This window comes from Nostoc sp. MG11, from assembly GCF_014904695.1.
GTDB lineage: Bacteria > Cyanobacteriota > Cyanobacteriia > Cyanobacteriales > Nostocaceae > Komarekiella.
The window spans coordinates 1-827 of the sequence record NZ_JACXXN010000200.1; the positions used below are offsets into that span (position 1 = coordinate 1).

Annotated in this window: 2 protein-coding genes; both read right to left on the reverse strand. The window is 39.3% G+C overall.

The features are described 5' to 3' along the window. The coding region (locus HCR01_RS38070; RefSeq protein ID WP_193201035.1) for a filamentous hemagglutinin N-terminal domain-containing protein at window positions 1-641 on the reverse strand (641 nt) is incomplete at its 3' end. A 42-nt stretch (window positions 642-683) separates the two neighbouring features. Continuing rightward, on the reverse strand, window positions 684-827 hold a 144-nt coding region (locus HCR01_RS41045), incomplete at its 5' end, for a DUF928 domain-containing protein (RefSeq protein ID WP_193201036.1).

An 827-nucleotide genomic window follows, 5' to 3' on the forward strand; every position in this document is an offset into this window, starting at 1 on the left:
CCACCAAAAGCATTTAATCGTCCCCCATCCATATTGATATCACCGCCTACCAACAGCAAACTATTGCCATCTGGTACGCGCAAAACTATTGAGTTATTTTGAATCGGCGTAGTAGCAATTTGATTAAACAAAAAAGCCGAAGGATTTACTGTTAGAAGTTCAGGAGTATTCGGATTTGAAGCACTAAAAAAACCGCGATCGCCAAATCCAATCGCATTAGCTGTAGTCCCTACAAATGAACCACCAATATCTAGTCTTGCCCCCCGTTCAAAAATAATCCCATTTGGATTTATCAAAAACAAATTAGCTGTACCATTAGCACGAATTAACCCATCAATATTAGAAGCTGACCCACCCGTAACCCGACTAATGATATTTTGAATATCTACAGCATTATTAAAGTCAGCAGTGCCACCATTAGGTACAGAAAATTCACCAAAGCTGTGAAACAAATTACTTCCTGATTGCGTTCCTCCAGTGATATTGAGGGTGCTACCATCTGGTGTGACGATGGAGTTATTAGGCAAGGTGTTATCCGGGGTAATTTGAGCAAAAACATATTCTTGCCAAGAAGCAATTAACACCCCGCACACCACAAAACTACTACACCAGCATTGCCAATTTTGAGTTATCCCCGACATAGTACCCCCCAATAAAACAGTAACTTTACCGTCTGATTAGTCTTATTTTTCTAAGTTGTAATGCTCTATAATTGGCTCCTTAGCAATATCTTGCAAGCCAACTACATTTAATAAATCAATCCAATCTTTATTAATAGATGCATTCTGCGGATTGTCACGACGCAGTTGACCTAAATTAGTTAGAGC